General features: G+C 73.7%; 23 protein-coding genes and 1 pseudogene. 14 read left to right on the forward strand and 10 right to left on the reverse strand.

Going from position 1 to position 24,332, the window contains the following annotated elements:
- Positions 1–267: 267 nt before the first annotated feature.
- From ACWCV3_RS22885 to ACWCV3_RS22900, 4 genes are read right to left on the reverse strand one after another with little or no spacing between them, the layout of a single operon-like run.
- Positions 268–1,062: a transferase gene (locus ACWCV3_RS22885; RefSeq protein ID WP_451227167.1), complete on the reverse strand. Its 795-nt coding sequence runs from the start codon at positions 1,060–1,062 to the stop codon at positions 268–270.
- Positions 1,059–2,324 carry a glycosyltransferase family 4 protein gene (locus ACWCV3_RS22890; protein ID WP_451227170.1) on the reverse strand — a complete coding sequence of 422 codons (1,266 nt, stop codon included), beginning with the start codon at positions 2,322–2,324 and terminating at the stop codon, positions 1,059–1,061. Before ACWCV3_RS22890 ends, ACWCV3_RS22885 begins: the two co-directional genes overlap by 4 nt.
- A 41-nt stretch (positions 2,325–2,365) precedes the next feature.
- The gene (locus ACWCV3_RS22895) at positions 2,366–3,277 is read right to left on the reverse strand and encodes a YegS/Rv2252/BmrU family lipid kinase (RefSeq protein ID WP_451227173.1); all 912 of its coding nucleotides are present in this window, start codon (positions 3,275–3,277) and stop codon (positions 2,366–2,368) included.
- A 20-nt stretch (positions 3,278–3,297) separates the two neighbouring features.
- Positions 3,298–4,890, reverse strand: coding sequence for an FAD-binding oxidoreductase (locus ACWCV3_RS22900; protein WP_451227176.1), 1,593 nt, complete (start codon positions 4,888–4,890; stop codon positions 3,298–3,300).
- An 80-nt stretch (positions 4,891–4,970) separates the two neighbouring features.
- On the opposite strand from ACWCV3_RS22900, the gene ACWCV3_RS22905 reads away from it, so the two are divergent.
- The 3 genes from ACWCV3_RS22905 to ACWCV3_RS22915 are packed head-to-tail and all read left to right on the forward strand — an operon-like array spanning position 4,971 to position 7,846.
- Entirely contained in the window at positions 4,971–5,570 is a 600-nt protein-coding gene (locus ACWCV3_RS22905; RefSeq protein WP_451227179.1) for a TetR/AcrR family transcriptional regulator, read from the forward strand.
- Positions 5,567–7,159, forward strand: a complete 1,593-nt coding sequence (locus ACWCV3_RS22910; RefSeq protein ID WP_451227182.1) for a glycerol-3-phosphate dehydrogenase/oxidase — start codon at positions 5,567–5,569, stop codon at positions 7,157–7,159. The genes ACWCV3_RS22905 and ACWCV3_RS22910 overlap by 4 nt, the downstream gene beginning before the upstream one ends.
- A gap of 39 nt (positions 7,160–7,198) precedes the next feature.
- Positions 7,199–7,846, forward strand: coding sequence for a hypothetical protein (locus ACWCV3_RS22915; protein ID WP_451227184.1), 648 nt, complete (start codon positions 7,199–7,201; stop codon positions 7,844–7,846).
- Between the two features lie 83 nt (positions 7,847–7,929).
- Here ACWCV3_RS22915 and ACWCV3_RS22920 read toward each other — a convergent pair whose 3' ends face one another.
- The gene (locus tag ACWCV3_RS22920) at positions 7,930–9,150 is read right to left on the reverse strand and encodes an MFS transporter (RefSeq protein ID WP_451227187.1); all 1,221 of its coding nucleotides are present in this window, start codon (positions 9,148–9,150) and stop codon (positions 7,930–7,932) included.
- A gap of 50 nt (positions 9,151–9,200) precedes the next feature.
- On the opposite strand from ACWCV3_RS22920, the gene ACWCV3_RS22925 reads away from it, so the two are divergent.
- The 6 genes from ACWCV3_RS22925 to ACWCV3_RS22950 all read left to right on the forward strand — a co-directional run bounded on the left by ACWCV3_RS22925 (position 9,201) and on the right by ACWCV3_RS22950 (position 14,946).
- Positions 9,201–10,046, forward strand: a complete 846-nt coding sequence (locus ACWCV3_RS22925) for a DUF1206 domain-containing protein (protein ID WP_451227190.1) — start codon at positions 9,201–9,203, stop codon at positions 10,044–10,046.
- Positions 10,047–10,627: 581 nt separating this feature from the next.
- Complete coding sequence (locus ACWCV3_RS22930) at positions 10,628–11,416, forward strand: CAP domain-containing protein (RefSeq protein WP_451227193.1); 789 nt, start codon at positions 10,628–10,630, stop codon at positions 11,414–11,416.
- A gap of 89 nt (positions 11,417–11,505) precedes the next feature.
- Positions 11,506–12,579 carry an NAD(+)/NADH kinase gene (locus ACWCV3_RS22935; RefSeq protein WP_451227228.1) on the forward strand — a complete coding sequence of 358 codons (1,074 nt, stop codon included), beginning with the start codon at positions 11,506–11,508 and terminating at the stop codon, positions 12,577–12,579.
- A gap of 128 nt (positions 12,580–12,707) precedes the next feature.
- The gene (locus tag ACWCV3_RS22940; protein WP_135784581.1) at positions 12,708–12,863 is read left to right on the forward strand and encodes a DUF6131 family protein; all 156 of its coding nucleotides are present in this window, start codon (positions 12,708–12,710) and stop codon (positions 12,861–12,863) included.
- A gap of 144 nt (positions 12,864–13,007) precedes the next feature.
- Positions 13,008–14,252: a cytochrome P450 gene (locus ACWCV3_RS22945; protein WP_451227196.1), complete on the forward strand. Its 1,245-nt coding sequence runs from the start codon at positions 13,008–13,010 to the stop codon at positions 14,250–14,252.
- 202 nt (positions 14,253–14,454) lie between these two features.
- Complete coding sequence (locus ACWCV3_RS22950; protein WP_451227199.1) at positions 14,455–14,946, forward strand: peptidylprolyl isomerase; 492 nt, start codon at positions 14,455–14,457, stop codon at positions 14,944–14,946.
- Positions 14,947–15,004: 58 nt separating this feature from the next.
- Here ACWCV3_RS22950 and ACWCV3_RS22955 read toward each other — a convergent pair whose 3' ends face one another.
- Together ACWCV3_RS22955 and ACWCV3_RS22960 are read right to left on the reverse strand one after the other, a co-directional pair.
- On the reverse strand, positions 15,005–15,973 hold the full coding sequence (locus ACWCV3_RS22955; RefSeq protein ID WP_451227231.1) for a pyridoxal-phosphate dependent enzyme: 969 nt from the start codon (positions 15,971–15,973) through the stop codon (positions 15,005–15,007).
- A 51-nt stretch (positions 15,974–16,024) separates the two neighbouring features.
- A pseudogene (locus tag ACWCV3_RS22960) lies at positions 16,025–16,294 on the reverse strand (helix-turn-helix domain-containing protein); the annotation flags it as partial.
- Between the two features lie 382 nt (positions 16,295–16,676).
- Here ACWCV3_RS22960 and ACWCV3_RS22965 point away from each other — a divergent pair.
- From ACWCV3_RS22965 to ACWCV3_RS22975, 3 genes are all read left to right on the forward strand, one after another.
- A complete protein-coding gene (locus ACWCV3_RS22965) occupies positions 16,677–18,029 on the forward strand; it encodes an MFS transporter (protein WP_451227202.1) in 1,353 nt (450 codons plus the stop codon).
- Between the two features lie 443 nt (positions 18,030–18,472).
- On the forward strand, positions 18,473–19,249 hold the full coding sequence (locus tag ACWCV3_RS22970; RefSeq protein ID WP_451227205.1) for an isoprenyl transferase: 777 nt from the start codon (positions 18,473–18,475) through the stop codon (positions 19,247–19,249).
- 204 nt (positions 19,250–19,453) lie between these two features.
- The gene (locus ACWCV3_RS22975) at positions 19,454–20,425 is read left to right on the forward strand and encodes an aminoglycoside phosphotransferase family protein (protein ID WP_451227207.1); all 972 of its coding nucleotides are present in this window, start codon (positions 19,454–19,456) and stop codon (positions 20,423–20,425) included.
- 12 nt (positions 20,426–20,437) lie between these two features.
- Here the strand turns inward: ACWCV3_RS22975 and ACWCV3_RS22980 are convergent, their stop codons facing one another.
- The gene (locus ACWCV3_RS22980) at positions 20,438–20,620 is read right to left on the reverse strand and encodes a hypothetical protein (protein WP_451227210.1); all 183 of its coding nucleotides are present in this window, start codon (positions 20,618–20,620) and stop codon (positions 20,438–20,440) included.
- Between the two features lie 165 nt (positions 20,621–20,785).
- On the reverse strand, positions 20,786–21,694 hold the full coding sequence (bla, locus tag ACWCV3_RS22985) for a class A beta-lactamase (protein WP_451227213.1): 909 nt from the start codon (positions 21,692–21,694) through the stop codon (positions 20,786–20,788).
- Positions 21,695–21,828: 134 nt separating this feature from the next.
- Between bla and ACWCV3_RS22990 the strand changes: the two genes are divergently transcribed.
- Together ACWCV3_RS22990 and ACWCV3_RS22995 are read left to right on the forward strand one after the other, a co-directional pair.
- Positions 21,829–22,692: a LysR family transcriptional regulator gene (locus ACWCV3_RS22990; protein ID WP_451227216.1), complete on the forward strand. Its 864-nt coding sequence runs from the start codon at positions 21,829–21,831 to the stop codon at positions 22,690–22,692.
- Entirely contained in the window at positions 22,689–23,576 is an 888-nt protein-coding gene (locus ACWCV3_RS22995) for a serine hydrolase (protein WP_451227219.1), read from the forward strand. The genes ACWCV3_RS22990 and ACWCV3_RS22995 overlap by 4 nt, the downstream gene beginning before the upstream one ends.
- A gap of 10 nt (positions 23,577–23,586) precedes the next feature.
- Here the strand turns inward: ACWCV3_RS22995 and ACWCV3_RS23000 are convergent, their stop codons facing one another.
- Positions 23,587–24,189 (reverse strand): Rv1733c family protein, encoded by a 603-nt coding sequence (locus ACWCV3_RS23000; RefSeq protein WP_451227222.1) that lies wholly within the window; start codon positions 24,187–24,189, stop codon positions 23,587–23,589.
- Positions 24,190–24,332 lie beyond the last annotated feature (143 nt).

Below are 24,332 nucleotides of genomic sequence, written 5' to 3' on the forward strand. Positions count from 1 at the left end.
CGGGTCGGCCACGGTGAACGCGGTGATCACACCCGCCGCAGGCTGGTCCCTGACCCGGGGCTCCGGATCGCGGCCACGACCTATGGCAGAGCCGTGCTCGACGCCCACCGGGATCACCGCGCCGGTGCGGGTCGGCGGGTTCGCCGGGGGCGTCTGCGAGGGCGGTTGCGCGATGGACGAGTACGCGGCCGGGACCGCCGCTCACGACCCGGTTCGTTTACCGGCAGGGTCCGGCACCGCTGTGCCGGGCCCTGCCGGTAAACGGGCTCATCCCGCGTCGGTGACCTCGAAGGAGAGGTCGTTGTCGACCGTGTAGTAGGGGCGGACGAGTCGGCCGCCGTCTGACGCGGCCGCGTACACGAAGGAGTGCTTGCGGTCCGCCACGTCGTCCAGGACACGGCCCACCCGTACGGGGGCAGCGCCGGCGGCGGGCAGGACGTGGACGTCCCAGTAGCGGACGTCCACGCCGGTGAGGTCCGCGTGGGCGACGGTGAACCTGAAGCCCCGGTGGTCCGCGTCGACGCTCGGGCCGAGGGTGCGCTCCTCGCGGCTGCGCCGTCCGCGCAGCCGTACGACGGCGTCCTCGCCGAGGTCGGTGCCGTGCAGGCGGGCGGTGACGGTGGTGGCCCTGTCGCCGACCTCTATCGTCCCGGCCTCCGCGTGCGCCGGGCGCAGCCAGGCCCGTACGGCCAGGAAGCCGTCCAGCGCCCGGTACGGGATGCGCACCGCCACCGGGGACGGCCGGTCCGCACCGGCGCCGTCCACGAGGACCCGCAGATCCAGCGGGCCGGAGGTCAACTGCTGCGGCTCAAGACCCGGTTCGCGCACCAGGAAGGCGTCCCAGCGGCCCTCCTCCAGCGCGGGCAGCGGCTCCAGCACGGCGCGGGCGCGCCCGTCGCCGGAGGCCTCCAGCGGGAGCAGGCGCGCGGCGGGGTCGGGGACGCCCTTGCGCGGCCGGGCCCGCAGGAGCAGGTGCGCGGAGTCCGCGGCGGGCGGGGGCAGGATGAAGGTGAGGCGGCCGTCGGCGTCCACCACACAGGTCGCGCGCGTCACGGAGTTCATCGGCGCCACCCCCGCACGGTACGGAGGGCGCTCGCGGCGGCCGTGTGGGCCAGGTCGTGGGCGCTCTGCCCGGCGGCCGTCAGCCGGCGGCGCCCGGCGCCCGGTTGGCCGGGCGGCCGTTCTCCCGTCCGCTTGGCGGCCAGAGCCTCGGCCAGCAGGCGTTCGGCGCGGGCCACCACTGCCTCGGGGGCGTAGCGGCGGGCGTTCTCCAGGGCCGACTTGCCCATGGTGCGGCGCCGTTCGCCGTCGCGGACCAGGTCCAGCAGGGCCGCGCCGAAGGCGTCCGGGTCGCCGACCGGTACGAGCCGTCCGTCGACGCCGTCCTGGATGATCTCGCCGGGGCCGTGGGCGCAGTCGGTGCTGACGACGGGCAGTCCGCAGCGCATCGCCTCGACGATGGTCATGCCGAAGGCTTCGAAGGTGGAGGAGGCGGTGGCGATGGACGCCTTGACCCACTCGGACTCCATCGGTACGGCCGCGCCCATCAGGAAGGCGTGGTCGCTGAGGCCGAGCCGCTGGATGAGGGAGTGCAGCCGGTCCCGTTCCTCGCCTCTGCCGTAGATGCGCAGCCGCCAGTCGGGGTGGGCTGCGGCGACGTGTGCGAAGGCGCGGATCAGGGTGCCGTAGTCCTTCACCGGTCCGAGCCGCCCCGCGGCGACGATCAGCCGGGAGTCGCCGTCGGCGGGCGGGAGTTCGGGGTCGGGCACGCTGTTGGGCAGTGTCTCGACGCGGACGCCGGGGAGCCAGGTGCCGCGCCGGTAGGCGCGGGCGTCGGCTTCGGTGACGGTGGTGACGAGGTCGAGGTCGCGGTAGGCGCGGCGCAGCACGGTACGCAGCCGGCGCGAGTGGTGGTCCCAGGTGAGGTGCTCCTGGCCGACGCGGAGGACGCGGTCGGGTGCCTGGCGGGCGAGGTGGACGTTGAGGCCGGGCCGGGTGCCGATGACCACGTCGGCGTCGGTGCCGGTGAGGTGGGCGGCGATCCGCTCGTCGGTCAGCCTGCTGTACTCGCGGTGGCGTCCCTCGGCGGCCGGGAAGACCCGCGCGGGTTCGCGGTGCGCCGGGTGGTCCTGCTCATCGCGCAGGTCGACCAGGGGGCGCAGCCGGACGCGTGGGTCGAGGGTGAGCGGGGGCCGTTCGCGGCTGCGGAGTACGGACACGATCTCCACGTCGTGCCGTTCGGCGAGGGCTCCGGCCAGGTTGAAGGTCGTGGTGATCGTCCCTCCGATCGCGTACGCGTTGTGGAGCAGGAAAGAGATCTTCATGCCGGTCCAGACCTTGTCGACACGGTCGCGGTTGCCAGACGTTACCGCTTCGTGCCCTCGGGCTCCGGGGAGGGGGCCAACACGGCCAGGTCGGCGGGGCGGACCCGGACGGTGACGGGGAGGGTGGCCTCCACCTCGCCGTCGGCTCCGTACGGGACGGGCCGGTCGGCCTCGATGCGCAGTTCCCTGCCGCGCAGGACCCGGACCTCGGGGCGGCGGAGGTGGGCGCCGGTCTTCAGCTCGTTCATGAGGGTGAAGAAGAGGCGGCGCGGGGCCTCGTGTATCAGCACGACGTCGAGGAGGCCGTCGTCGAGTTCGGCGGCCGGGGCGATGGCGCGGCCGAAGCCGTAGTAGGGCGAGTTGGCGGCGACGACGGTGTAGCCGCGGTGCCGCTGTTCCTCGCCGTCGACGGTGATCCGGTAGTCGGCGGCGCGCCAGGTGGCCACGGCGCGCAGTCCGCCCGCGTAGTAGGAGGCGGCGCCGCGCAGCAGGCGGGACTGGTTGGCGTACCGGTTGGCGAGGGCGTCGACCCCGGCGTAGACGCTGCCGAGGACGACGGTGCGCGGGTGGACGGCGGACTCGACCTCGACGGTGTCGACGTGGCGGGGCTCCGCGTGCAGCAGGATTCCGGCGAGGGCGGCGGGGTCGGCGGGCAGGCCGAGGGCGCGGGCGAAGTCGTTGCCGCGCCCGGCGGGTACGAGCCCCAGCACGGCGCCGGTACCGCTGAGTGCTCCCCCGATGCCGCCGGCCATGCCGTCGCCGCCGACGGCGAGGACGACGCGGCCGTTCTCCCCCGCGCGCAGGGCGGTCTCGCGGGCGTGGGCGAGGCTGTGGCTGTACTCGGTCTCCAGGGTGGCGCCGGCCTCGCGCAGGTGCCGGGCCACCTGGAGCAGCGTGGCGGCCCCGGTGGAGGCGCCCGCGGTCGGGTTGACCACGGCGGTGAACTCTCGCATCGGTGTGCCTCCGGGCGCGGTCAGTCGGTGGGGAGCAGGACGCCGGGGCTGAGGAGCCCGGCGGGGTCGAGCCGGGCCTTGACGGCGCGCAGCGCGTCGACGGCGAGTGGCCCGGCCTCGCGTACGTACCAGTCGCGGTGGTCGGTGCCGACACCGTGGTGGTGGGAGATGGTGCCGCCCGCGGCGAGTACGGCCTCGTTGGCCGCGTGCTTGGCCGGGGTCCAGTGGGTGAGCGGGTCCTCGCCCTGGGCGCTGACGACGGTGAAGTAGAGGGAGGCGCCGTTCTCGTACACGTGGGAGATGTGGCACATGACCAGGGGCGGGGTGCCGGCGGCGGTGAGGGTGTCGGTGAGGGCGGTGCGCACGGCGGTGTACAGCTCGGGTATCCGGGACCAGAAAGCGGCGGTCTCCAGGGTCTCGGCGAAGGCGCCGGCGTCCAGGAGGGAGTCGCGCAGGTAGGGCGCCTCGTAGCGGCCCGCGGCCCAGCGTTCACCGGGTTCGGTGCCGACGAGGGTGCCCCCGCACTCCCGCAGGACGGCGGCCGCCTCCTCGCGGCGCCGGGCGGTGTCGGCGGGGGTGCCCTCGTAGCCGGTGACGGCGAGGCAGCCGGTGCCGCCGTCGGCGAGGGCGGCACCTATGGCGTCGGGCTGGGCGAGACCGACCAGGGTCTCGGTCTCGTCGGAGAGCCGGAGCACGGTGGGCCGGGGCCCGTCCTGGGCGAGCCTGCGCAGCGCGGCGGCGCCCTCGGCGAAGGTGGCGAACCGCCAGCCCTCGTAGAGGCGTTGCTCGGGCCGGGGCCGTACCCGGACGGTGACGGCGGTGATGACGCCGAAGGCGCCCTCGGAGCCGAGGACGAGCTGGCGGATGTCGGGTCCGGCGGCGGAGCGCGGGGCGCGGCCCGTCTCGATGGTGCCCTCGGGGGTGGCGAGGGTGAGGCCGAGGACCATCTCGTCGAAACGGCCGTACCCGGCGGACGCCTGTCCGCTGGAGCGGGCGGCGGCGAAGCCCCCGACGGTGGCCCACTCGAAGGACTGCGGGAAGTGGCCGAGCGTGAAACCGTGTTCGGAGAGCAGGGCCTCGGCCCGCGGGCCGCGCAGACCGGGCTGGAGGACGGCGGTGCGCGAGACCGGGTCGAGGTCGATCAGGGCGTCCATCCGGCGCAGGTCGAGGGCGATGAACTCCCCGCGCTCGGGGGCGAGTCCGCCGACGACACTGGTGCCGCCGCCGTACGGCACGACCGCCACCGCGTGCGCGGCGCAGACCCGCAGCACGGCGAGCACCTCCTCGTGTGAGGCGGGCAGGACGACGGCCTGCGGTACGTCGGTGACGTCGCCGGCGCGGATGCGCAGCAGGTCGGGCGTGGACTTGCCTCTGATGTGGCGGACGCGGCTCCCGGTGTCGGTGCGGACGTGGTCCGCCGTGCCCACCGCGTCGGCGAGGTCCTTCAGGGCGGCCGGGGCCAGCGTGGGGCCGGGCAGCTCGAGCTCGTCGAGCGCGACGGGAGCCGAGGGGCTCGGGCGGACGCCGAGCAGGTCGTGCAGGAGCCCGGCCACCGCGTCGGGCAGGGGGGCCGCCTTCGCCGGGTCGCCCCAGCCGTTCCACAGCATGTCCATCGAACGGTCGTCCTCACCAGGTCGGTTCGGTGTGTGCGGCGCCATCTCTCCCCGGCCGCCGGGGCGTTACACTGTTACACATGACGTCCATCCGTCACAACCGTTCGGACGCCGACACCGTGCTCGACGCGGTGCGCGACTGCGTCCTGGCCGTAGGTGTCCGCCGCACCACGCTCGCGGACGTCGCCCGCCGCGCCGGGGTCTCCCGGATGACGCTGTACCGGCGCTGGCCCGATCTGCGCACGCTGGTGGGCGACCTGATGACCCGCGAGTGGCTCGCGGTGGCCACCCGCGCGATGCCCGACGCGTCGGCGGGCCCGCACACACGCGCCCGGATCGTGACCGGACTGGTCGCGGGCGTGACCGAGTTCCGCGACCATCCCCTGTTCCACAAGATCCTGGACGTCGATCCCGAGCTGCTGCTCCCCTACGTGCTCGACCGGCGCGGCGCCACCCAGGAGGCCCTGCTGGCGCTCCTGACGGACGCCCTGCGCGAGGGCCACGCCGACGGCTCGGTACGCGTGACGCACCCCGGACGCCAGGCCCGTGCCGTGCTGCTGCTGGTGCAGTCCTTCGCGCTGTCGCTGCGCACCATGACCGACGAGGACGACACCGAGCTGGACACCGCCGCCTTCCTGGGCGAGCTGCGCACCCTTCTGGAAAGGACCCTCACCCCATGAGCAACCGCGACCGCGCCGGCCGTACGGCGGCACCGGGTTCGTCCCTCGACGCCGCCCGCCGCACCCGCGAGCTGGCCAGGGCGGCCGGGGGCGGCACCGCTGACCTGCTGGTGGTGGGCCTCGGCGCGACGGGGGCGGGCGTCGCCCTGGACGCGGCGGCGCGCGGTCTGGACGTGGTCGCGGTCGACGCCCACGACCTGGCCTTCGGTACCTCCCGCTGGAGTTCCAAGCTGATCCACGGCGGCCTGCGCTATCTGGCGACCGGTCAGTTCGACGTGGCGCACGAGAGCGCCGTCGAGCGGGGCGTGCTGATGACGCGTACGGCACCGCATCTGGTGGCCGCGCAGCCCTTCGTGCTGCCGCTGACCCCGTTGGTCTCTCGGGGGCAGGCGTCCTTGGCGTGGGCGGGATTCCGGGCCGGGGACATGCTGCGTCTGGCCGCCCGCACCCCCCGCCAGGTGCTGCCGGTACCGCGCCGGCTGACGGCGGCGGAGGCCCGGCACCTTGCGCCCTCGGTGCGGGCGGCCGGGCTGCGCGGCGGCCTGCTGTCCTGGGACGGCAAGGTGACCGACGACGCCCGTCTGGTGACCGCCCTGGCCCGCACCGCCGCCGCGCACGGCGCCCGCGTGCTCACCCGCGTCCGCGCCCTGGAACTCGGCCCCGCCGGAGCCCGCTTCCGGGACGAACTCACCGGCGAGGAGGGGGAGATCAAGGCGCGTGCCGTCGTCAACGCGACCGGCGTGTGGGCCGGAGGGCTGGTCGAGGGCTTCCGCGTACGGCCTTCGCGCGGCACCCATCTCGTGCTGCGCTCCGAGCGCCTCGGCGCGCTCCCGGCCGGCCTGCACATACCGGTGCCCGGCGAGACGAACCGCTTCGTGCTGGTGCTGCCGCAGGGCGACGGCCGTACCTATGTGGGTCTCACGGACGAGCCGGTCGAGGGCGTGATCCCCGACGTGCCCGAGGTGCCGGAGACGGACATCGGCTTCCTGCTGGACGTGCTGGGCTCCGTGCTCGACGCGCCGGTGCGGCGGGACGAGGTGGACGGCGCGTTCGCGGGGCTGCGTCCGCTGCTGGACACGTCGGTGCCGGGTTCCCCCGACTCGACCCGCACGTCGGACATCTCGCGGCGGCACGCCGTGCTGACCTCGCCGGACGGGGTGGTCACGGTGGTCGGCGGCAAGCTCACGACGTACCGGCGGATGGCGCAGGACGCGGTGGACGCGGCCGTGACCGCACGCGGCCTGTCCTGGACACCCTCCCCCACCGCCGCACTCCCCCTGGTCGGCGCCGCCGCCCCGGAGCGTCTGCGCGACCTGCCCGCGCCCGCCCGGCTGGTCCGCCGATACGGCACCGAGGCCCCGGCCGTCCTCGCCCTGGCCGAGGGGGACCCGGCGCTCGCCGAGCCGGTGCTCCCCGGCCATCCGGTCACCCGCGCGGAACTGCTGTGGGCCGCCCGCCACGAGGGTGCCCTCGACCCGTCCGACCTCCTGGACCGCCGCACCCGCATCGGACTGGTCCCCGAGGACCGCGACGCGGCGCTCGCCGTCGCCGCCGAGATCCTCGCGCGGGCCACCCCATCGGGTGTCTGACCTGTTTCACCGCTTCCCGCCTGGGGCATCCGTCTGCGCGTGACGCCCCCTGGCTCCGACGCCCCGCCCGCACCCGAGCGCACCTTCGCCGACCTCCGCTTCGACGGCTGGATCACCGGCGTCGGTACGGCCTCCGGAACCCGCCTGGTCCTGGGGCACTGGGCCCGCACGCCCTTCGGCCCGTTCAGCGACGTGATGGTGGAGCAGGCCGACGGACACCGCGTCCTGCTGGCGCCGAGCCGGCAGGTGGCCGACTTCATCGCCGGGACGTACGTGTTCGACGAGGTGCGGGTCGTCCCCGTGGGGGTGCGGATCGCCGGGGACCGCTGGACGGTGACGTCCGGTGCGCTGCTCGACCTGTGCTTCACGGTCGGCCGCCGGGGCGCCCTGGGCACCCTGCTCCGCCTGGCGGGCCCGGTCGTCTCCCGGCCGGCCCTCGCCGCCCTGACCGACCCGGTGGCCCGACTGCTGATGGGGGTGCGCACACGGGGGTCCGCCGGAGGCGGCCGGTACGAGTGGTACGGCGCCCGCGACCTGCACCGGCTCACGGCGGCCACGGCCACCTTCGAGGGCCGGGACCTGGGCCGACTCGCCCCGGTGGACCCACCCGTCCGCTTCGGCTTCGGCTCGACTCCGCGCATGCCGTGCCAGGTCGCGGTGACCACGACGGTGCGCACCCCGGCCTGAACCGGTCAGCCCTCCTCGTGCCGGTCGAGCGCCGCGAGAGCCACGTCGAGTCGTTCCCGGAGGCCACCCTCCGCGGGCCGGGTTCACGGCGTGCGCGGCGGATGCAGCCTCACCCACGTCCCCACCGCCACCACCAGCGCCAGCGCGCAGGCCGTGAACACCATGCCGGCCCCCCGCAGCCCCAGCCCCACCGTCAGCGCGCCCACACCGACGACCGGAAGGGAGATGCCGAGGTAGGCGACGACGAAGAAGGCGGAGATGGTGGCGCCCCGGTGCTCCTCGGGAGCCGCCGCGCCCACTGCCGTGAGGCCCGCGCGGAAGGCCATGCCCTGGCCCACGCCGCCGGTGACGGCGCCGACGAGGAGGAGGGGGAGGGACTCCACGAGGAGGGAGGTGCCGACCAGGACGAGGCCTGCGGCGAGTACGGCGCAGCCGCGGGGAAGGGCGGCACCGGGGCCGATGCGGCCCATGAGGAGCTGTCCGGCGGTGGAGGCGCAGAACACGCTGAAGACCACGGCACCGGTGACCGCGAGGTTGTGCTCGCCGAGGGTCTCGGTGAGGAAGGCGGGCGCCACGGCCGTGAACAGGCCGAGCAGGGAGAACCCGGCGAAGGCGGCCAGCGCGCACGGACCGAACACCCCGCGCACCTCGGGCGGCACCCGCATGCCCTGCGGCCTCAGCGATGGCCGGGCCCCTTCGTGGTGGACGGTCTCGGTGAGCAGCAGGGTGACGACGAGCGCGACGGCGAGCAGGCCGAGGTGGACGAGGAACGGCAGGATCAGCGGCCACGGCGCGTACTGGGCGAGCAGCCCGGAAACCAGCGGCCCGAGCCCGAGCCCGCCCATGTTGGCGGCCGTCGCCGCGAGCGCGGCCCGCCCCCGGCGCCCAGGCGGCGCGAGGTCGAGAACGGCGGCCGTCCCGGTGCCGCTGAACAGTCCCGCCGAGAACCCGGACAGCACACGGCCGAGACAGAGCAGCGGCAGCCCGCCCTCCAGCAGGAAGCACACCGCGCTGAGGGCCGACAGCGCCAGGGCGACGACCAGCACCGGCCGCCTCCCCAGCACGTCGGAGGCGCCGCCGGCCAGCAGCAGGGCGACGATGACGCCGACCGCGTAGACCGCGAACACCACGGTCACGATCAGCTCGGAGAACCCGATGCGCTCGCGGTACAGCCCGTACAGCGGGGTGGGCAGTGTGGTGCCCATCATGCCCACGGCGAAGACGCCCGCGGCGCCGAGGTAACCGGGGCCGCGGCGCCGCCGGGAGGGTTCCGTGCCGGAGTCGATCACACCCCACCTTGGCATGTCGGCCCCGTTCGGGCGTGACGCGGACACGCCGGGGCATGGGGTGTGTCATGGACTCAAGCGTTCTGGCACAGCGCGGTCGGGGGCAGGCCCGGCGAGCGGCCGACAGCCCGGCGATGACCGCGGCGGCGAAGGCGGGCTTCGTGGCCCGCGGACTGATCTACCTGCTCGTGGGCGTCATCGCCCTTCAGATAGCCCTGGGCGGTGGCGGCGGCAAGAAGCAGGCCGACCGCGGCGGCGCGCTCGCCGAGCTGGCGGAGAAGCCGTTCGGCGCCGCCATGCTGTGGATCGTCGGTGTGGCGCTGGTCGGCATGGCGCTGTGGCGGCTGTCGGAGGCGGTGGTCGGCAGCGCCGGTCCGGACGGCTCCAAGGCGTCGAAGCGGGCGATGTCCGCGGCGCGCGCGGTCTTCTACGCCTTCGTCTCCTACTCCGTGCTGTCCTACGCGGCCGGGCAGAAGAGCAGCGGCGGCGGCTCCTCGGACAAGCAGAGCGAGGACGTGACGGCGATGGCGCTGAAGTGGCCCGGCGGCCAGTGGATCGTCGGGGCAGCCGGTCTCGTGGTGATCGGGGCGGGCATCTACATCGCGGCGCGGGCGGTGATGCGGAAGTTCCGCAAGCACCTGCGCACCGGCGAGATGTCCCCCACCATGCGGAAGACCGTCGACGTCCTGGGCGTGGTCGGCGGCACGGCCCGTGGTGTCGTCTTCGCCGTGGCGGGGGTGTTCGCCCTGATCGCGGCCGTCCAGCACAAGCCCGGCAAGGCCAAGGGGATGGACGACACCCTGCGTTCGTTCCGGGACATGCCCGCCGGGCCCTGGCTGCTGGCGCTGATCGCCCTGGGCCTGGTCGCGTTCGGCGCCTTCTCCTGGTGCAACGCTCGCTGGCGCAAGGTGTGACGACCCTCCTGCCGGCCCCTGCCCCGACCACGACCACGGCGCCCCGCCTCAGGTGAGGGCGCCGCCGTCCACCCTGACGACCGCGCCGGCGACGAAGGAGGCGCGGTCGCCCGGCATCAGGGGGGGGCGGCCGTTGCGATCTCCTCGGGCCGGGCGGCCGGACAAGGGGATGGTTCCGTGACATCCCTCACAGGCCCCGATGACCTACGGGTGCTCCTTAGTAGTCGACCGGCCGCGGCGACCGGTTCGCTTTGTCCGCCTTGGCGGCTATTTGGATCACGCTGTCCCCCGGGGCGGTCGGTCCACTCGCTCAGGAACCTCGCTTTCGCAAATCATGCGGGGTTCTGACGGCCCGGCAGCAGTGGCCGGAAGCCGCTACCACCGGGTCGGCACGCCTTCGTGACCTTGGCAAGGAGCTCCGAGGTCTACGAAGCCCGGTAGTACGTCAGTCTCTTTGCACGCCTTGTGTGACCGTCCTAAGAATGACGACTCGCAGGGCGTCTTTTGCTGTTCGGGAGGCGGGTTCCAGCAAGAGGAAGCCGCGCGGCGGCGCCCGGCGCCTACCGAATGAGGTTTCACGCATGGGAAAGCACCGCAAGGACCAGCAGTACCGGCGGGTGCTCATAGCCGCCGTCGCCGTGGGCACGGTGGGCGTACCGACCGCCGCCGTGGCCTGCGTGGGCTGGAAGGACGACTCCGGCCGGCAGACCGAGGCCACCGCCTGGCAGACGGAGCAGAGCCCTCGTCACCCGTCGCACCAGGTGCGCAAGCAGGCCACCCGGGCGGCAGCCTCCGCTTCCCCGAGCACCCGCAGCGCGCACCGGCCCGCCTCGGCGCCCGCCCACCACCGCCCCGCACGGCAGGCACCCGAGGCGGCGAGGTCCACCGCGGCCGCCCGGCCCGCCGAGCCGACCTCCGCGAGGCCCGTTCCCGCGCCGGTCGCGCACCAGGTCTCCACCGCGCCCAGCACCCCGCGGCCCGCCGCGACGGCCTCCGGCGACGTGTCCCGTGTCGTGGAACTGGTCAACGCCGAGCGCGCGAAGGCCGGCTGCTCCCCGGTGCAGCTCAACTCGACGCTGACCAGGGCCGCGCAGGCCCACAGCGCCGACATGGCGGCACACAAAACGATGTCGCACACCGGCTCCGACGGCTCCGACCCCGGCTCGCGCATCACCGCCGCCGGCTACCGGTGGAGCGCGTACGGCGAGAACGTCGCCTTCGGCTATTCGACGCCCGAGCAGGTCATGGCCGGCTGGATGAACAGCCCCGGCCACCGGGAGAACATCCTCAACTGCTCCTACAAGGAGATCGGTGTGGGTCTCGCCCAGCCCGGCAGCTACTGGACGCAGGACTTCGGCACCGCCCGGTAGCACCCCGGCGGCGTGGCGTCCCGCACGCCTGTCCGCCTCCCGGTGAGGATGGGCCTGTCGTGAGGGTCGGCTGGGAGGCGGGTGTCGGAATGACGGTGAGCCGTGTCGGGTTGGTCGTGCACGCCGGGCGGCCGGCCGCCGTCGCCGCGGCGGACGCGGTGCGCGAGTGGTGTGCCGGGCACGACGTGAGCTGCGCCGACATCGACGTGTGGCAGGAGGGCGCCCGGCACAGCGCCCGCGAGGAGGTAGACAGCGCGGGCGACCCGGACCTCATCGTCACCCTGGGCGGCGACGGCACCTTCCTGCGCGGCGCGCGCCTGGCCGCCGCGAACGACGCCCTGGTGCTCGGCGTCGACCTCGGCCGGGTCGGCTTCCTCACGGAGGTCCCCGCGCCGGCCGTTCGCGCCGCGCTGGACGCGGTGCACGAGGGCCGGTACGAGGCCGAGAACCGGATGCTGCTCACCATGCGCGCCTCCTGCCCACTGGAGGTGCCGCCGCACATGGCCGAACTGGTGCGCTACGGGCGCGGCCCGATGCTGCCGCCGCCACGCGTGCGCGGGGAGTGCTCGGTCGGTGACGACTGGGGCGTGGCGCTGAACGTCGTCGCGCTGAACGACGTGGTCGTGGAGAAGCTGACCCGGGACCGGCAGGTGTCGGTCGGCGTCTACATCGCCGGCCAGCTCCTCGCCTCGTACTCCGCCGACGCGCTGCTGGTGGCCACCCCGACCGGCTCGACGGCGTACAGCTTCGCCGCCGGGGGGCCGGTGGTCTCACCCCGTATGGAGGGGCTGCTGTTCACTCCGGTCGCCCCGCACATGACGTTCGACCGCTCGGTGCTGGCGGCGCCGGACGAGCCGATCGCGTTCCGGGTGCTGGAGCGCTCCGGCCAGGCCGCCGTCAGCATCGACGGCCAGGTGCGGGGCGTGCTCGACCCCGGCGACTGGATCGGCGTCTACGCGTCGCCCCGGCGGCTGCGAGCGGTGCGGCTGGGCCCGATGGACTTCTACGGGCGGCTGCGCGAGCGGATGAACCTCACCGACGCGCCCGCGGCGGTCGCGGACGGGCAGGCGGCCCCGCTGTGGCCGGTACGCTCGCCACCGCCCGGCGACCTCGGCCATCTGGCCCTGCCCACCTCCCCCCACGAGCCGCCGGCACATCACTGACCTGCGGAAACGCCGCCGGTCCCGGATCGGCTCGAATGGACGTGCAGGTTTCCCGCTCCGAAGTGAGATTGTGCCCCGCATCGGGGCACAAGAAGAGCAGGTACTACTCCTACGGCTGGAGGCACACCATGCTCGCGATCGGCGTCATCCTTCTGATCATCGGCTTTCTCACCGGGATCTCGATCCTGTGGACGATCGGCATCATTCTCGCGGTGATCGGCGCCGTCCTCTGGATTCTCGGCGCCACCGGTCACGCGGTCGCCGGCCGTCGGCACTACTGGTGACCCGTCGGTGATGACCTCCCGGCCCCATCGGTCCCCCTGATGCACTCCGGTGCGCCAGGGGGACCGCTGATGTGGCGGAACCCCGCATGCGGGAGCCGTGCGGCTGCGGGAGGCTGACGGACACTGCTGGAGAAGGGACCCGCCATGACCTTCGACTCCGCGTCCGTCGAACCCGTACCCCCGTCCTCCCCGCCCCCGCCGCCCGTACGGCCCTGGCTGGTCGAGGACCTGCCCGCGCTGGACCCCGACCCCTTCCTGGACTCGCTGCTGCGCGAGGAGCCCGTCACCCGCATCCGCCTGCCCTACGGGGAGGGGCACGCGTGGCTGGTCACCCGCTACGAGGACGTCCGCTTCGTCACCTCCGACCCCCGCTTCTCCCGCGCGGAACTGCTGGGCCGCTCGGTGACGACGATGGCGCCGCAGACCGTGGCCTCCCGGACGGCCGGCCTCCAGTACATCGACGCGCCGCGGCACACCGTGCTGCGCCGGGTGGTGGCGCGGGCCTTCACCGCGAAGAGCATGGCCCGGCTGCGGCCGCTCGCCGAGCGCACCGCCCGCGGGATGCTCCGGGACATGCGGAGCGCGGGTGCGCCCGGCGATCTCATGGAGCACCTGTACACGCCGTTCCCCATCGCGGTGGTCTGCGCCTTCCTGGGCGCCGACGAGGACGACTGGCGCAACTGGGCCGGCAACTCGGAGGCGCTGCTGACCAAGGCGAACGCGAAGGAGCGCAACCAGGCTGCCCGGCAGGACACCCGGAACCGGGTGGTCCGGCTGCTGGAGCGCCGCCGCACCGAGCCGCGTGATGACCTGGCCGGAGTGCTGGCGGCGGCCACGGCGAACGGTGAGATCACCGACGACGAGGCGATCTCGCTGGCCATGGCCGTGTACGTCAGCGGCGGGCACGCCGTGCGCAACAACAGCGGCTCCATGATGTACGCCCTGCTCACCCACCCGGACCAGTTCGAGCGGCTGCGCCGGGAGCCGGAACTGCTGCCGAGGGCGGTGGAGGAACTCTTCCGGTTCGTCCCGCACCGCAACGGCGTCGGCATTCCCCGCATCGCCACCGAGGACGTGACGGTCGGCGGCCATCTGATCCGCAAGGGGGACGTGGTCTACAACGCCTACGTCGCCGCCAACCGCGATCCCTCCGCCTTCCCCGCTCCGGACCTGCTGGACTTCGACCGCTCCGGCGTGGGGCACGTCGCCTTCGGGCACGGCCCGCACTTCTGCCTGGCCGCGCTGATGGCCCGGATGGAGGCCGAGGTGCTGATCGAGGCCGTGATGACGGAGTTCCCGGAGCTGAGGCTCGCCGTACCGGCCGAGGAGGTCGAGTTCCAGCGGGACGGGCTGATTCGCGGTCCGAGAACACTGCCGGTGAGCTGGTGACGCTCGACGGGGTTTGCCTAGGCATACAAGGGAGACCCTCATTCGGGTCAACAACACCTGAACGGAGCGACTTTCATGCAGCCGACCTGTCTTTGCGGTCGCACATTCGATCCCGAGCGTCCGCAGCGGGACCTCGCAGAGCCGGTCCGCCGTGCCCGACCGCGGCGAACGTCCGGCGCCGAGCGACGGTAGGTTGATCTACATGAGCGAGAACGTGTACTTCGACATCACCATCAACGACGAGCCGGCGGGCCGGATCGTGTTCCGTCTCTTCGACGACGTCGTGCCCAAGACCGCCAAGAACTTCCGCGAGCTGGCCACCGGCAAGCACGGCTTCGGCTACGCCGGTTCCCCCTTCCACCGGGTCATCCCGCAGTTCATGCTCCAGGGCGGTGACTTCACCAACGGCAACGGCACCGGCGGCAAGAGCATCTACGGCGAGAAGTTCCCCGACGAGAACTTCAACCTCAAGCACGACCGGCCGTACCTGCTGAGCATGGCGAACGCGGGCCCGAACACCAACGGCTCGCAGTTCTTCGTGACCACCGTCGTCACCAGCTGGCTGGACGGCAAGCACGTCGTCTTCGGCGAGGTCGTCGAGGGCCAGGACGTCGTGGACCGCATCGAGTCCCTCGGCAGCGGCAGCGGCGCCCCGAAGGCCAAGGTGTCGGTCTCCGCGAGCGGCACCGTCTGATCCGCCCGCCATTCGCCGGGCCCCCGCACCGCAGGGGGTCCGGCGGCCGGTGCCCGGCTCAGCCCGCGGTGATCTCCGCGAAGCGCCGGGTGTCGATGTTCCCGCCCGAGGCGATGACGCCGACCCGCGGCGGAAGGTCCCCGACCCGCCCGGACAGCAGGGCGGCGAGCGGCGTGGCACCGCTCGGTTCGAGCACGATCCGCAGGCGTTCGAAGGCGAAGCGCATGGCGTCGGCGATCTCCTCGTCGCTGACCAGCGCGATGGCGTCGACCAGCCGCTGATTGAGCTGGAAGGTGATCTCGCCGGGGCTCGGCACCACCTGCCCGTCGGCGATGGAGCGGGGCACCGGGATGGTGACGCGCTCCCCCGACTCCAGTGAGCGCTTGGTGTCGTCGCCCGACTCCGGCTCCACGCCGATCATCCGCACCGACGGGTTCAGGGACTTCGCCACGACGGCACAGCCCGCGATGAGCCCACCGCCGCCCACCGGCACCACGAGCGCGTCCAGCTCGCCGGTGTCCTCCAGCAGTTCCAGCGCGGCCGTGCCCTGGCCTGCGATGACGTCGAGGTGGTCGTAGGGCGGGATGAGGGCCAGCCCCCTTTCCCTCGCCAGTCCCTCGCCGAGCGTCGAGCGCTCCTCGGTGTAGCGGTCGTAGGTGACGACCTCCGCGCCGTAGCCGAGGGTGGCCTGCATCTTGGAGCGGGGGGCGTCCTCGGGCATCAGGATGACGGCGGTGGTGCCCAGTTCCCGGGCGGCCAGCGCGACGGCCTGGGCGTGGTTGCCGGAGGAGAAGGCGGCGACGCCCTTGGCGAGCTGGTCCGGCGGCAACTGCGCGGCGGCGTTGTAGGCGCCGCGGAACTTGAACGCTCCGACCCGCTGGAAGTTCTCGCACTTGATGAAAACCTCCGCCCCGACACGGGCGTTGAGGGTGCGCGAGGTGAGGACTGGGGTCCGGTGCGCGACGCCATCCAGGCGGGCGGCGGCCGCGCGGACGTCGTCGAGGGTGAGGTGCGGTTCGGCGGGCATGGCGGGTCCCCCAGGGAGTGGTGTGGGCTCTTGCTTCGTGCAGTTGTAGACGGTCGCCCGCCGGACTCCGAGCAGGTCGGCGATGGTCCGGGCGGCGTCCCGCGCATCGAACCAGCCCTCGCCGTGCAGCTGCCGCACCAGCTCGCGCTTGGCGTCGCGGCTCAGCGATCTCGGGGTCGCCCCGCGCCGCGCGGCCAGTTCCTCCACCGTCGCGCGCAGCTCCCGGGCGCGCCGGTCCCGCAGTGTCTCCGGCGGCTCGGCGCCGTGTTCGGTACCGGTGGCGACCAGACGGGCCAGGGCCGGGGCGACCGGGAAGGGCACGGAGACGTCCAGATTGAGGCAGAACCGGATTTCCAGTTCCGGACGTTACCTCTACATCGACCTCGGCACCAGGGCCGCAATTCGGCTGGCGGACCCCGCTGCCGGGCACGACCCCACGGAGGCCGTAGTGGGGTGCTGAGCGGGGCGCGGAATCGGTGTGGCTGAAACCCACAGGGGACGGCTCCCGGCGGGTGTACGAGCGTGCCGGCTTCCGGCCGGGCGGCACCCGGCTGTATCCGCGGCTGGACGCGCCGCTTCCTTGGCGGCGTGTGAGATCTGCGCGTCGTCCCTTGCCCGGGACGGGTGCGCGGCGCATGCTCGGGCGGCATCCGGGTCCGGCGTCCCACGGCGGCGGGCCCCGCCCCCCACGTCTGGAGCCGCCATGTCCGCGTCCGCCGCACCACCCTCGGTGACCCCCGCCGCCCGCCGTTTCGCCCTGATCGGCGGTTCACTGGGCAATCTCGTGGAGTGGTACGACTGGTTCGTCTACGCCAGCTTCGCGATCTACTTCGCGGACTCCTTCTTCCCCGGTGACAATCCGACGACCAAGCTGCTGGACACCGCCGGCATCTTCGCGGTCGGCTTCCTGATGCGTCCGGTCGGCGGCTGGGTGCTGGGGCGGGCGGCGGACCGCCACGGCCGCAAGAGCGCGCTGACCCTCACCGTCACCATGATGTCGGTCGCGGCCCTGCTGATCGCCGTCGCGCCGACCTACGGGCAGGCGGGCTACTTCGGCGCGCTGGTCCTGCTGCTGGCGCGGCTGCTCCAGGGGCTCAGCATCGGCGGGGAGTACGCGGCCAGCGCGACCTACCTGACGGAGGCCTCCGCCCGGAACCGGCGCGGGCTCGGATCGTCCTTCCAGTACGTGTCCATGACCTGCGGGCAGTTGCTCGGCCTGGCGATCCTGATCACGATGCAGCACACCCTCACCACCGGGCAGTTGCAGAGCTGGGGCTGGCGGGTGCCGTTCGTGCTGGGCGCGGTGTTCGCGCTGGTGGTGTTCTGGCTGCGGCGGCGGCTGACGGAGACGGAGGCGTTCACCGAGGAGACGGGCGGCGGCACGGACACCGCGCGCGGCTCGCTCAGGGCGCTGTGGGAGCACCGGCGTGAGGCCGCTCTGGTGATGGCGCTGACCCTGGGCGGCACAGTGGCCTACTACACGTACACCACCTATCTCACCAAGTACCTGATCGGCAGCGCGGGCATGGCCAAGTCGACGGCCACGCTGGTGAGTTTCACCGCGCTCGCGGTGTTCGCGGCGATCCAGCCGGCGGCCGGGGCGCTCTCCGACCGGATCGGCCGCCGGCCGCTGCTGATCACCTTCGCGGTGGGGTGCACGGTGGGCACCTATCCGATCATGACGGCGCTGGGGTCGACGCACTCGTACTGGCCGGCGCTGGCGCTGTCCCTCCTGGCGCTGGTGATCGTGACCGGGTACACCTCGATCAACGCGGCCGTGAAGGCGGAGCTGTTCCCGACCCGGGTACGGGCCCTCGGCGTTGCCCTGCCCTACGCGCTGGCCAACGCCCTGTTCGGCGGGACGGCCGAGTACGTGGCGCTGTGGTTCAAGGACGCCGGTCACGAGAAGCTGTTCTTCTGGTACGTCTCGGGGTGCGCGCTGGTCTCGCTGGTCACCTATGTGCTGATGCCGGACACCCGCGACGCGGCGCTGAGCCGGGCCGAGGCGGACGCGGGCAGCGGGGCCGGGCTCGCCCCCGCGGAGGCGGCCGGCTGACCCGGTGCGGCGGGGGACGCGGGCAGCCGCATGGGCTGCGCGGCGGCCCTGCTGCTGTCCGTCCCCCTGACGGAGTCGTAAGCCGCCGGGCGCACCGGGCATCTGCTGCTCCGGCGCCGGCGGACGCCGTCCGCTTCGCGGACCTCGCTGACCGGGTCCGCTCCCCCGCCGACCGCACAGAACTGCCCACGGAGATCCACCGGTACGCCGGGCAGACCCCCGCCGGGAGACCGTCGAGTACACCGGGCCGTACGCGGTACGCGACTCTTCCGCCTCGATCTCCAACGACAGGACATGCGTCGGTAGTTGGCGAGCGAGCGCCGACAGGGCCAGGGTGGGGACCCCGCCCGGAGCGGCCGGAGGGTGGCCGGGCAGAGCGCCTCCGGCAATTGCCGCTATCGTTTGCGACCTCGTTCCCCCCCCGGCCATGGAAGGATCTCGGCGTGGCATGGAAGGCACTGCGCTCGGCGCTGGAAGTGGTGTATCTGCGTCGGCTGAACCGCAAGTTGGAGGGTCTGCCCCGGCCCCGGCACGTGGCGATCATGCTGGACGGCAACCGGCGCTGGGCGCGGGGCGCGGGGCACACCGACGTCCGTGAGGGCTACCGGGTCGGCGGCGCGAAGGTCACGGACTTCCTGCACTGGTGCGCCGACGCCGGGATCAGCCACGTCACCCTGTGGATGCTCTCCGACGACAACCTGCACCGTCCGGCCGCCGAACTCGGGCCGCTGCTCGACATCATCGAGGAGACCGTGCGCCGGGTGTGCGCGACCGACGCGCCCTGGGAGATCGAGATCATCGGCGCGCTGGACCTGCTGCCGGGCGACACCGCGCGGGTGCTGAAGGAGGCAGCCGCCACGACGACGGGCCGGGGTGGGCTGAAGGTCGACGTGGCGGTCGGCTACGGCGGACGCCGGGAGATCGTGGACGCCGTCCGGGCCGCCTTCGACAGGCACATCCGGGCCGGGGGCGACCCACGGGACCTGGCCGCCGACTTCGACCTGGAGCACATCACCGACAACCTGTACTCCCCCGCCGGGCACGACACCGACTTCGTCATCCGCACCTCCGGCGAGCAGCGCCTCTCCGGGTTCCTGCTGTGGCAGTCGGCGTACGCGGAGGTGCACTTCGTGGACGTGCTGTGGCCCGCGTTCCGCCAGATCGACCTGCTGCGCGCGCTGCGCTCGTACGCGGCCCGCGAGCGGCGTTACGGGCGCTGAGGGGACGTCGGTCCAGGCGCGGGCCGCGCGGCCGCCGGGGCCTGGCCGGCGGGATCACCCTCGTGTGCCCCACCGGCCCGGACGGGGCGGCGACGGCCCCTGACAGAGCCGCGGGAGCCGACCGTGGCGCACGCGCGGCGAGAACTCGGGCGTCGGCCGGCGAATTCCCTGGCCGGAGGCGGTCCGGCGTGCTGGGATGACGTGATGGAGCGCATGATCGAGGTGGACCGGGGGGCGTACCCCGACGCGGTGACGCCGTGGGAGGACGCGGCGTGGCGGGGGGCCGTCCTCGAGTGGATCGAGGGGGAGCTCGCCCGGTGCGGGCTTCGATGGAGCGGGGTGCCCCGGGTCCGGGTGCGCCCCTGGTCTGTGCTGATGCGGGTGCCGGTGGGCGGGCGGGCCCCCGTGTGGTTCAAGGCCAGTCCGCCGGCCGGCTCCTTCGAGGGGCCGTTGACCGCCGCGCTGGCCCGGTGGGTCCCGGAGTACGTGCTGCGGCCGCTGGCCGTGGACGGCGGCCGGGGGTGGTCGTTGCTGCCGGACGGCGGGCCGCTGTTCCGCGAGGTGCAGGCAGGGCCGCGGGCCTGGGAGGAACTGCTCGGCGGGTACGCGCGGATGCAGCGCGCCTTGGTCCCGCGCGTCGCCGAACTGTGCGCGCTCGGCGTACCGGGACTGCGGGTGAGCGAGGTGCCCGCGTCCTTCGGCATGCTGCGGGCGGGGACCGGCGCCCCGGAGGCGGACCGTCGGGCCCGGCTCGACGCACTCGGTACCCGGCTGGCCGACTGGTGCGCGGAGCTGGACGCGTTCGGTGTGCCCGACTCCCTGGACCACGCCGACCTGCACGAGGGCCAGCTCTTCCACCCGGGGCCGGGCCGGTTCACCTACTTCGACTGGGGGGACGCCGTCGTCTCGCACCCGTTCGCCAGTCTGCGCATTCCGGCCCAGCGGGCGGCCGAGCGGTTCGGACCCGGGGTACTCCCCCGCCTGCGCGACGCCTACCTGGACCCCTGGACGGACCTCGGGCTGACGGCCGCGGAGCTGCGCCGCGCGGCCCGACTCGCCTGGCGGCTGGGCGCGCTGGGGCGGGCCCGCGCCTGGACCCGGCTCTTCCCGTCGGCAGCGGGGGCGGTGGACGCCACCAGCTCACTGCTGGAGGCCGGGGACGCTCCCCCGTACTGAGCCCCGGAGGTCTCAGCCTCTGGGAACCGTGCCGCCCGCGGCCCGGAGATGGTGGCGGCGGGCGTTGTTGTACGTACGCAGATGGACCTTGGCAACGGCACAGGCCGCGCCGTCGGCACGGCACTGGCGGCAGGTCCCCACATGCTGCTCGTAGGCGTTACGGGCGTTGTCCAACGCCTCGTCGGTAGCGGACATGGTCATCTCCGGAGGAGGTCGCGCCCCTGCGGGCGGCGCCTGATTGACTGGTGAGTAACTTACAGAGAAAGATCATCATGTTACTGCCGGTACTGGGAAACCGGCCCGCGCGGAGGGGAAAAGGGGGGGAACCGTCCGCGGCGGCACCCCCTCCTGCGGCCCCGGCTACTCCCCCGGCGCGAGGGTGGCCGCGAGCAGACGGGCCGTCTCCTCGATCAGTGCCTCGTCGACCAGCGCGTCGGGCGCCGGCTTGGTGGACAGCACGGACAGCAGCAGCGGCGTGCCCTTGCCGGTCCAGGCCACACCGAGGTCGTTGGCGGTGGCGTAGGAGCCGGTACCGGTCTTGTCCGCGAGGACCCAGCCAGACGGGAGGCCGGCCCCGAAGCGCTTGCCACTGGTGGTGTTCCCGCGCAGCCAGCCGACGAACTGCTCCCGGTCGCCGTCATCCAGTACCCGCCCCAGCGTGAGCAGTTCGAAGGTACGGCCGAGAGCGCGGGGTGTGGTGGTGTCGCGCGGATCACCCGGTACGGCGGTGTTCAGGTCGGTCTCCCAGCGGTCCAGCCGGCTCACCCGGTCACCGAGGGAGCGGAAGAAGCGGGTGAGCCCGGCCGGGCCGCCGATCCGGCGGAGCATGAGGTTGCCCGCCGTGTTGTCGCTGTACTGGACGGCGGCCGCGCACACCTCGCCCAGCGCCATCCCGGTCTCCTGGTGGGCCCTGGTCTGCTCGGAGTTGGAAAGGATGTCCGCCGGCGGGTAGTGGATCACCTCACCGAGCGCGGCGCGGCCGCCGTGATCGCGCAGCACGGCCGCGGCCGCGACGGCCTTGAACGTCGAGCACATGGCGAACGGCTCGTCGGCGCGGTAGGCCACCGTCGCTCCGGTGCGCGTGTTGTGCGCGTACACACCGAGCCGCGCGCCGTACCGCTTCTCCAGCGCGGCCAGTTCGGGGCGCAACGCGGCCGGACCGTGCGGGCCGGCGGAGGCCGGGGCGGCGGCGGTCACGGCGGCCGCGGCACCGAGGGCGGCACCGGCGCGGAGCAGGGTGCGGCGCGGGACGGGGGTGGCACGGGTCATGTGCGGTCTCCTCCACGGAAGTCGTCCCGTCGGGCCGGCTGGATCACCGACGGGGTGACAGCGAAACAGCAGGACACCGCTCATGTCCAAGAGTGAACTTTGAACGCTCCATGACTTATTGATATGACTCCTGGATGGATCTGCTCGCGCATCTGGCGGCGTTCACCGCGACGGCCGACGAGGTGAGCTTCTCGCGCGCGGCCGACCGGCTGGGGATCGCGCAGCCGCTGCTCAGCCGCCGTATCAAGTCGCTGGAGACCTATTTCGGCGGCCAGTTGTTCGACCGCTCCCGGCGCCAGGTCACCGTGACGGAGTTCGGCACCTCGCTGCTCCCGTACGCCCGGGACGTGCTGGAGCGCGCCGACCGGCTGGACGTGGCCGCCCGCTCGGCCCGCGCCGCGCGGGTACGGGTCGTGGGGGTGCCCGCGCACTGCGCGCCGGTGGCCCTGGCCGGGGTACTCCGCGCCGGCACCGAGCGCGGCACTACGCTGGCGGTACGTGAACTCCCACCACGGGCAAGGCAGTCGGGCCTCACTGACGGTTCGCTGGCCTACGCCCTGCTCCGCGTCGCCCCCGAACGGGCCGCGCTCCGGGTTCCGCTCGGCCTGGCGGCGGCGTCACCGCTCGCACGACGCGTCCTCCACCTGGAGGACCTCCGTCCGCCCCGAGGCGTGGCCGGCCTGCCCATCCTGACCCTGGAGGAAGACGAAGTGCCTTACGCACAGGATCGGTTGGCGCGTGCCGCGGCGCGCGCCGGGCTGCCGGAGACGCTTCTGCGGCCGGCCGGGCCGGCCGCCGCCGCGCTGGCCGGCACGCTGGCCGGGCGGGCACGCCTGCTGTGCGCGGAGCCGTTCGCCCGGCAGCACGGCGCGAGCTGGACCCCGCTGGCAGACACCTCCCTCCACCGGGGGTACGCGGTCGGCGCGAGCGGGTCGCACGGGGAGAGCGGCGAGGTCCCGGCCTGGCTGACGAGGACCCTTGCGGAGGTGGCGGGATGAGTACCGAGGTGGCGGACGGCATCGCCCTCGAGTGGGACGCGCTCGGCGTCCGGGGTTCGTTCCTGGCCCGGAACATCGACACGGGCGAGGAACTGGGCTTCGCAGCGGACGTACCGGTGCCGCTGGCCTCGGTGGTGAAGGTCCCGCTCGCCCTCGTGGTGCTGGACCGGATCGCGACCGGGCGACTCGACCCGGCCCGGCCCGTGAGCCACGTGCCCTCGCCCGGGAGCGCCGGTCCCACCGGGCTCGCGGCGTTCCGCCATCCGGCGACGCTGGCCGTCGGTGATCTGCTGATGATGATGCTCTCGGTGAGCGACAACGTCGCCGCCGATCTCCTCCTCGACCTGGTTCCCGTCCCGGAGGTGGCCGCCCGGCTGCGCTCATGGGACTGCCCGGACCTGCGGGTACGGCACCGGCTGCACCACATGTACGCCTGCGCGGCCGGAGCCTGCGGCAACGACTTCTCGCTCGCGCTGGAGCTGGCGGTACGCGACGAGCGCACGGGCCGGCACACCATCGAGACGCTGGACCCGGCGCACGCCAGCACCGGGACGGCAAGGGCTTTGGTCTCCCTGCTGGAGCGGGTCTGGCGCGACGAGATCTCCGATCCGGCCGCGACGGCGGAGCTGCGCCGGCTCATGGGCTCACAGGTCTTCACCCACCGCATGGCGAGCGAGCTGCGCGCGGACTCGCTGCGGTTCAGCGGGAAGACGGGGTCGTTCCTGCACCTGAGGCACGAGATCGGTGTGGTGGAGGCGGACTCCGGCGACCGGGTGGCTCTGGCCGCGCTGACCCGCGCGGACCGCAGGGCTTCCCTGGCGCCGGACATCGACCTGGCGATCGGTGTCGCCGCCCGGCGCGCGTTCGAGGCGCTGCGCAGGTGAGGCCGGGGCGTCAGCCCCTGCCGCCGCTGAGCCGCCGCCACTCCGGGCCGACCCGGCTCCACTCCTCGTCCCACTGCGCGAGCCGGCGCCGGACGAGCGAGCCGCACACCAGCCGCCCGCCGGCCCAGACGGCCGTGCCGGTGATCTGGGCGACGAGGACGCCGGTGAGCACCGTCTGGAGCAGGGATTCGGCCGGGGAGGCGGGCGGGGGCACGGTGCGGCCCCTGCCGTCCGTCCACAGGCCGACGGTGGTCCCGGCCGGGGTCGCAGGCCTCACCTTGGCCTTGTCGGTGTGCACGGCGCCCTTGGCGTCGGTCCAGCGCACGTCGGCCCACACCCGGTCGTCGTCGTAACCGCCGCGCGAGGGCGGGGTCTTCGGCGCCGGGCCGGTGAGGACCGCGCGGACCTCGTGCACCTGGGCGCGCCGGGCGGCGAGCGTGGAGTCCACCGAGCTCGCGGCCGCCATGCCGCCGAGGGCACCGCCCAGCACCACGAGGATCCAGGTGAGGAGCACGACCCACGCCTCGACGAGGTCGCCGCGCCTGCGCAGCGGATTGCGCCGCCAGCGCCAGAGCCGTAGGGGTACGACCGTCTCCGGAGGTGTCCGAGCCATCGGCAGCCGCCTCCTCTCGCCTGCCCACTCCCACCATCGTGCACCTGGCCCGGCGAGCCCGCAGTACGGACGGCGGGGGCGGAAGAACCGCATGTCGAAGGGGGGCGACGGGCGAGGGGCGCCCCAGGACCGGCCGGTCCTGG

The organism is Streptomyces sp. NPDC001781, from assembly GCF_053596035.1.

Coding starts and splice junctions, on each gene's coding strand:
- ACWCV3_RS22885 (WP_451227167.1), bottom strand. CDS start 1,062: ATGAACTCCGTGACGCGCGCGACCTGTGTGGTGGACGCCGACGGCCGC.
- ACWCV3_RS22890 (WP_451227170.1), bottom strand. CDS start 2,324: ATGAAGATCTCTTTCCTGCTCCACAACGCGTACGCGATCGGAGGGACG.
- ACWCV3_RS22895 (WP_451227173.1), bottom strand. CDS start 3,277: ATGCGAGAGTTCACCGCCGTGGTCAACCCGACCGCGGGCGCCTCCACC.
- ACWCV3_RS22900 (WP_451227176.1), bottom strand. CDS start 4,890: ATGGACATGCTGTGGAACGGCTGGGGCGACCCGGCGAAGGCGGCCCCC.
- ACWCV3_RS22905 (WP_451227179.1), top strand. CDS start 4,971: ATGACGTCCATCCGTCACAACCGTTCGGACGCCGACACCGTGCTCGAC.
- ACWCV3_RS22910 (WP_451227182.1), top strand. CDS start 5,567: ATGAGCAACCGCGACCGCGCCGGCCGTACGGCGGCACCGGGTTCGTCC.
- ACWCV3_RS22920 (WP_451227187.1), bottom strand. CDS start 9,150: ATGCCAAGGTGGGGTGTGATCGACTCCGGCACGGAACCCTCCCGGCGG.
- ACWCV3_RS22925 (WP_451227190.1), top strand. CDS start 9,201: ATGGACTCAAGCGTTCTGGCACAGCGCGGTCGGGGGCAGGCCCGGCGA.
- ACWCV3_RS22930 (WP_451227193.1), top strand. CDS start 10,628: ATGGGAAAGCACCGCAAGGACCAGCAGTACCGGCGGGTGCTCATAGCC.
- ACWCV3_RS22935 (WP_451227228.1), top strand. CDS start 11,506: ATGACGGTGAGCCGTGTCGGGTTGGTCGTGCACGCCGGGCGGCCGGCC.
- ACWCV3_RS22940 (WP_135784581.1), top strand. CDS start 12,708: ATGCTCGCGATCGGCGTCATCCTTCTGATCATCGGCTTTCTCACCGGG.
- ACWCV3_RS22945 (WP_451227196.1), top strand. CDS start 13,008: ATGACCTTCGACTCCGCGTCCGTCGAACCCGTACCCCCGTCCTCCCCG.
- ACWCV3_RS22950 (WP_451227199.1), top strand. CDS start 14,455: ATGAGCGAGAACGTGTACTTCGACATCACCATCAACGACGAGCCGGCG.
- ACWCV3_RS22955 (WP_451227231.1), bottom strand. CDS start 15,973: ATGCCCGCCGAACCGCACCTCACCCTCGACGACGTCCGCGCGGCCGCC.
- ACWCV3_RS22965 (WP_451227202.1), top strand. CDS start 16,677: ATGTCCGCGTCCGCCGCACCACCCTCGGTGACCCCCGCCGCCCGCCGT.
- ACWCV3_RS22975 (WP_451227207.1), top strand. CDS start 19,454: ATGGAGCGCATGATCGAGGTGGACCGGGGGGCGTACCCCGACGCGGTG.
- ACWCV3_RS22980 (WP_451227210.1), bottom strand. CDS start 20,620: ATGTCCGCTACCGACGAGGCGTTGGACAACGCCCGTAACGCCTACGAG.
- bla (WP_451227213.1), bottom strand. CDS start 21,694: ATGACCCGTGCCACCCCCGTCCCGCGCCGCACCCTGCTCCGCGCCGGT.
- ACWCV3_RS22990 (WP_451227216.1), top strand. CDS start 21,829: ATGGATCTGCTCGCGCATCTGGCGGCGTTCACCGCGACGGCCGACGAG.
- ACWCV3_RS22995 (WP_451227219.1), top strand. CDS start 22,689: ATGAGTACCGAGGTGGCGGACGGCATCGCCCTCGAGTGGGACGCGCTC.
- ACWCV3_RS23000 (WP_451227222.1), bottom strand. CDS start 24,189: ATGGCTCGGACACCTCCGGAGACGGTCGTACCCCTACGGCTCTGGCGC.